Here is a 229-nt window from a genome sequence, read left to right as displayed (position 1 = left end):
CTGCCATAAACGCCATGATAGCGGTTGGCTGCGACCAATTGCGCGTGCAGCGCATGAAAAAGAAAAAGCTCGCAATCAAGGACAAGCTGCAGGAAATGGAAGATCGGGTGATCCCCGACATCATCGCCTGAATGTCCACAACGATCCATAATTAGAGCCGGGGTTCGCCCGGCTTTATCTTTTCAGCATCATTCCACCAACTACATGAAAGAAGCGGAGCAGGAAGATC

The 229-nt window shown here is 50.7% G+C and carries 1 protein-coding gene; it reads left to right on the top strand.

What is annotated here, in order from left to right:
* The first annotated feature begins 14 nt into the window (after nt 1-14).
* Entirely contained in the window at nt 15-131 is a 117-nt protein-coding gene (locus tag R0J92_RS27445; protein ID WP_411054003.1) for a DUF465 domain-containing protein, read from the top strand.
* The last annotated feature ends 98 nt before the right edge of the window (nt 132-229 follow it).

Origin of the sequence: Tritonibacter sp. SIMBA_163, from assembly GCF_046535935.1 — a bacterium.
GTDB lineage: Bacteria > Pseudomonadota > Alphaproteobacteria > Rhodobacterales > Rhodobacteraceae > Epibacterium > Epibacterium scottomollicae.
The sequence above is the reverse complement of the archived record's forward strand: the minus strand, read 5'-3'. Positions and strand labels throughout refer to the sequence as shown.